Origin of the sequence: Pseudorhodoplanes sp. (assembly GCF_035565795.1) — a bacterium.
Lineage (GTDB): Bacteria > Pseudomonadota > Alphaproteobacteria > Rhizobiales > Xanthobacteraceae > Pseudorhodoplanes.
The window spans coordinates 1-4,874 of record NZ_DATMRV010000126.1 but is presented as its reverse complement, the minus strand read 5'-3'; the positions used below and the strand labels follow the sequence as shown (position 1 = coordinate 4,874).

Sequence of the window (4,874 nt, the reverse complement as noted above, 5' to 3'; positions counted from 1 at the left end):
TCGGTGGCCGGACACTTGCCGGAAGATAGCCGATCTATGCGAAAGCACCGGCGGCGGGATTTGCGTTCACGATCTTCGGCACACCCAGAATGATCAGCTTTTCGTGTTCGGATACCAAGCCGAATTTCTGAAGAGATTAGGGGCGCATTACGCGCAGAGCCCGATGGCGACAGCAGACGTCGTCGCTGATATCGGCGATGTCAAAGCTCTGTCCATGGAGCGCCAGCGCGAGATGAGCCTCTTCACTCTTGTCGCCCCGCATGTGTGTCGTGCGCTCACCATTTCCGACGCGCTCGACATCCGGGCGCTCCGATCGGAAATGCTTGAAAGGACGCTGGATGGCCTCGCCGCAGGCGTTTTCCTCACGGCGCGCGATGGCCGTGTCGTCTATATGAACGCCGCGGCCGAGCGCCAGGTCAAAACCGGCAAGTCTATTCGCATTGTGAACGAACGCATTTCTCCGACCGATCCCGGCGCGCGCGCGGCATTGTCAAAGGCCATCGAAAAGGCGTCGCGCGACGACAGCGACACCGACACAGACCTGAGAGAGTACTCGCTGGCGATTCCGGACGCCGGCGGTGCCGGCGTTGTTGCAACGCTCCTGCCGGTGGATCGCGGCAGACGCTGTGATGTTGTCGCGGGCCATTCGGCATCGGTCGCCGTATTCACGAAAGATCCTGAAGAGACGTCCCTGATGCCGGGTGAGGCTTTTGCCAGGCTTTACGGTCTCACGGGGGGTGAACTGCGCGTGTTGATTGCTCTTGGTCAGGGGATGGGTGCAAAGGAAGCAGCCGACATGCTTGGCATCAGCGAGCCTACGGTTCGCACTCATCTGCAGCGGATGTTTTCCAAGACTGAAACGACCCGGCAGACAGATCTGCTGCGTTTGTTGCAAAACGCAACCCCGCCGATCCAGCACAAGGCTTCGCAGTTCTCCCGCTCGTTGACAGCATAGAGTTTGTCGCCGGCTTGACCTGCGTGACTGATAGGTGCGGGATCGCAAGTCCGCGCGCCGATCCGATCGGGTCGCGCCGATCCACAGAATGATTTCCACTGCTGAATTGACGGCAACATGAGTCGCATTGGCGCGACCGTGCCTTGCATAAATTAAGCGAACCACATCATTGGTTCAGATGACGCCGTTGTAGCGGTCGACCACCTAGGGTTGCGCGTGGGATGACCGGTGGCCGTCATGCGATTAGCAGCCAATACGTCCGAAGCAACACTTGCACGCGCACCAGCGCGCTCCGAAGGAGCAATCGCTCTTCTAGTCTTCACCGGAGTGTTTGCCGCCGCCCAGGTCGGCAAGGCGATCATTTGCATGCCGGATATTCGAGGGGATATGCATCTCGGTCTCGATGTCGCGGGGATGCTGGTTGCCGTATTTGCAACGCTCGGGGCGTTAGGTGGCGTTGGTGCGGGTGCGATGGTTGCGCGCATTGGTCTTCACAGGTCGCTGATCGGCGGCTTGTCAGCGATCGCTGCGGGAAACGTGCTCGGTTCCTATGCTGCAGACGCCCAAACGCTTCTTATCGCGCGCATCTTGGAGGGTATCGGGTTCTTTGGCGTGGTCTTGTCCGTGCCGAGTCTACTGGCAGGCCAGTTGAGCGGAACCAACCGCAATTTCGTGATGGCGATTTGGAGCGCGTACATGCCGGCCGGCATCATGTTGATGCTTTTCATTGCTCCTGCCTTGCCCGTCATGGGATGGCGAAACCTGTGGCTTGCCAACGCCATCATTGCCGTCGGCCTCGTGGTCTTCTGGTGGGCGAGAATTGGCGCGGTTGTACCAGTCGAAACCGTGGACACAAACAAGCGTTCTAGCGTCTCGGTGAAGAGCGTCATTGATGTGCTCGGCAAAGAGCGGTGCCTCGCAGCAGCGTTCGCTTTTTTCGCGTATTCTTGTCAGATTTTTTCGATGTCGTTTGCACTTCCGCATCTTCTGACGTCGACATATGCGGTCTCGACCGGAACCGCCGGGTTGCTCAGTGGGGGCGTCTTGGCTGTGTCTACAGCGGGACACATCGCCTCCGGCTATCTGTTGCGCGCCGGACTCAGAATATGGGTTTGCACCGCGATTGCGCTGATTACATTCTCTGTCCTCAGCATTTGCATTTCAGCCTAACTCTTTCTACGTGGGCTGCAGTCATTCTTGCCGCAATCTCGCTCGGCGTCGGCGGCCTCGCTCCAGGAGCGCTATATGCGAGCGCACCCCATATATCGCCGACCGCTGACAACATCCCAACGACGATCGGCTTTCTTCAGCAAGCGAGCAATCTGGGTCAATTCGCCGGGCCTATGATGGTGGGTGCACTTGCGGCGCATTTCGGGTGGTCATTTGTGCCGTTCGCAGTCGTCCCGGTAGCCATTGCCGGGGCTTTGGCGTGCTTTCTGCTGCGTGGCGCAGAAAGCAAGTAGCGCCGGGGCCGGGAGTCGAATATCGGCGGGTCCACTCGGGAAAATGTTCGCCCTGCGGCCGCTGCGGCAACATTTCAGATAGCGGCGTCATTGGTTCCGATGACGCGCTCTCTGCCGTCAACCGGCTAGCGTGCAGCTCCACGCTACGGGAGACACGCGGCGATGGATGCATTGATAGCTGCTCTCGCGGGATGGATCGCGCTCCAGACCGGCCTCCAGGCCGGACCACCTCCACACATCGCATTCGTGACGCCGACCACGATGACCGAGCGAGCCTTCGGCCCGGGAATCGCGCCGAGCTCTCTGTTGCGGGCGCTCTACAGCCTGCCGACGCGTACCGTGTATCTCAGGCAGGAGTGGGACGCGACCAAACTGCGTGATCGAAGCGAACTGGTGCATGAGCTCGTTCACCACGTCCAGAGCATTCATAAGCTCCACTTCAAATGTGCCGCGGAGCGCGAAAAGCTTGCGTATGACCTGCAGCTCGCCTGGCTGCGTGAACAGGGCGTCGCCGATCCGTATGAATTGCTGGAGATCAATCACTTCTTCGTGGTGATGCTCTCGGTCTGTAGGGATGTCGACAAAGACGACTTGGCGGAATCATCTTCTCTCATTTCGCAGCGGTAGTGGCGGTTCATCGCGAAAGCAGAAGCCACGAGCGCGCGAAGCGGTTTCCGCGGCGTGGCCGCCGATTTTTGTAAGCGATCAGCGCAAGGCCAACCAGCTCACATCGACTTGCGCGATCTGCCGACAGCTAGCAACGATACGGGGACAATATGAGAAACGCATTTGTGACGGGTGGGTCCGGCTTCGTGGGCCGGCCATTGCTTCGGAGACTGATCGCGCGAAATATTCGCGTTTCAGCGCTGGCGCGGAGCGACGCTGCAGCCTCCGCCGTAAAGAACGAGGGTGCAGTCGTCTGTCGCGGTGACCTACTGGACGAGCGAGCCATTATCGAAGGAATGCGAGGGTGCGATACCGTATTCCACGTTGCCGGGCATCTGAGTGAATGGGACAATTACGAGGTCTTCCACAAATCCAACGTCGTTGGCACTCGCACGGCGCTCGCGGCGGCGAAAGCTGCGGGTGTGTCGACATTTGTCGCTGTCGGGGCCTCTGCAGTCGTCATGGGGCGCCCGATGTCCATGACGAACATATCGGAGGATCTGCCGCTTCAGATGCCCTCGTGGGCGCCTTACATCAGTACGAAAGCCGAAGCCGAGCGCATGGTGCGCGAAGCGAATACGCCTGAATTCCGCACGGTCGTTATCCGGCCGCCATTGATCTGGGGCGCGGGAATGCCGCTGCTCGATGATCTGGTTGTGGCGATAAAGGCAGGTCAGTTCGCGATGCCGAATGGTGGACGGCAGGTCATGTCCACCAGCCACGTCGACAACGTCGTCGAATGCCTGGTGCTGGCCGCTGAAAAGGGCTTGGGCGGGGTAGCCTATCATGTGACGGACGGAGACGTTTCCACACTGAAGGACGTGCTCGCCGACCTTCTGGGAACCCGCGGAGTGCCGCCCGTCAAGCGTAGCGTCCCGTTCGGAGTTGCCTGGCGCATCGCCGCCGCCATGGAAGCGGTCTGGCGCACATTCCGTATGCGGAACAAACCGCCAATCACACGTCAGACCCTGCGACTGATCGGACAGGATTTTACCATCGATATTTCCAGGGCGCGCCGCGATCTTGGTTACATGCCGGTCATCAATCGCGCTGACGGTCTCGCGCGCATGTGTGGATAGTCAGGAAGTGGCGATTGGGGCCGCGGTTTCGGTCTCCGTGAGAGCATCTGGCCGACTGACAACGAACCGCGGACCCGGTAAACCCGTGTCATCACGCCGGACACGCGGGGCGCCTCCACATCGCGCATCAAAATGAAAGTGATTTCCGCGACGGAATCCTTTCAGATGCGGTTGCTGTCATGCGGAGACTGGAATGCAAACGGCGATTCGTGGCCCTGTGCTCACCTATACCGGTGACCCATTCCGGAGCGGGCTCAAGAGCACCATGGTCTATGAGCCGGACGCCATCGTTGCAATGGATGGCGGCCTGGTCACGCATTTCGGACCCGCGAAAGACGTCGAGCCGTTGTTGCCGCGAGGGACGGTCGTAAAGAATTACGGCAAGGATTCGTTGATATCGGCCGGCTTCATCGACAGCCACGTCCATTACCCGCAGACACCGATGATCGCCGCGCATGGCGAGCAATTGCTCGACTGGCTGAACACCTACACGTTTCCGGTCGAACGGCAATATTCCGACAAGGATTTTGCTCGCAGTGTCGCAAAGGTCTTTCTGCGCGAAAGCCTGAAGCACGGGATCACCACGGGATGCGTCTATTGCACGGTGCATCCGCAGTCGGTCGACGCGCTGTTCGAGGAGGCGGAGCGGCTCGGGATGCGGCTTGCTGCCGGCAAGGTGATGATGGACTGCAACGCGCCCGACTATCTCCG

General features: G+C 59.7%; 5 protein-coding genes. All 5 read left to right on the top strand.

Features of this window, described 5'->3' with window-relative positions:
• Positions 1 to 955 (top strand): LuxR C-terminal-related transcriptional regulator (locus tag VNZ93_RS12050; RefSeq protein ID WP_325704908.1); only part of this gene is annotated, 955 nt, incomplete at its 5' end.
• Between the two features lie 237 nt (positions 956 to 1,192).
• Positions 1,193 to 2,125, top strand: a complete 933-nt coding sequence (locus VNZ93_RS12045) for an MFS transporter (protein WP_325704905.1) — start codon at positions 1,193 to 1,195, stop codon at positions 2,123 to 2,125.
• Between the two features lie 455 nt (positions 2,126 to 2,580).
• Positions 2,581 to 3,045 (top strand): DUF6647 family protein, encoded by a 465-nt coding sequence (locus VNZ93_RS12040; RefSeq protein WP_325704903.1) that lies wholly within the window; start codon positions 2,581 to 2,583, stop codon positions 3,043 to 3,045.
• 149 nt (positions 3,046 to 3,194) lie between these two features.
• Positions 3,195 to 4,163 (top strand): NAD-dependent epimerase/dehydratase family protein, encoded by a 969-nt coding sequence (locus VNZ93_RS12035; protein ID WP_325704901.1) that lies wholly within the window; start codon positions 3,195 to 3,197, stop codon positions 4,161 to 4,163.
• A 193-nt stretch (positions 4,164 to 4,356) separates the two neighbouring features.
• Positions 4,357 to 4,874: amidohydrolase family protein (locus VNZ93_RS12030; RefSeq protein ID WP_325704898.1), on the top strand; the 518-nt coding region annotated here is incomplete at its 3' end.

What these genes read in the sequence shown, in the direction of transcription:
- VNZ93_RS12035 (WP_325704901.1), top strand. Translation starts at nt 3,195, where the DNA reads ATGAGAAACGCATTTGTGACGGGTGGGTCCGGCTTCGTGGGCCGGCCA.
- VNZ93_RS12045 (WP_325704905.1), top strand. Translation starts at nt 1,193, where the DNA reads ATGCGATTAGCAGCCAATACGTCCGAAGCAACACTTGCACGCGCACCA.
- VNZ93_RS12040 (WP_325704903.1), top strand. Translation starts at nt 2,581, where the DNA reads ATGGATGCATTGATAGCTGCTCTCGCGGGATGGATCGCGCTCCAGACC.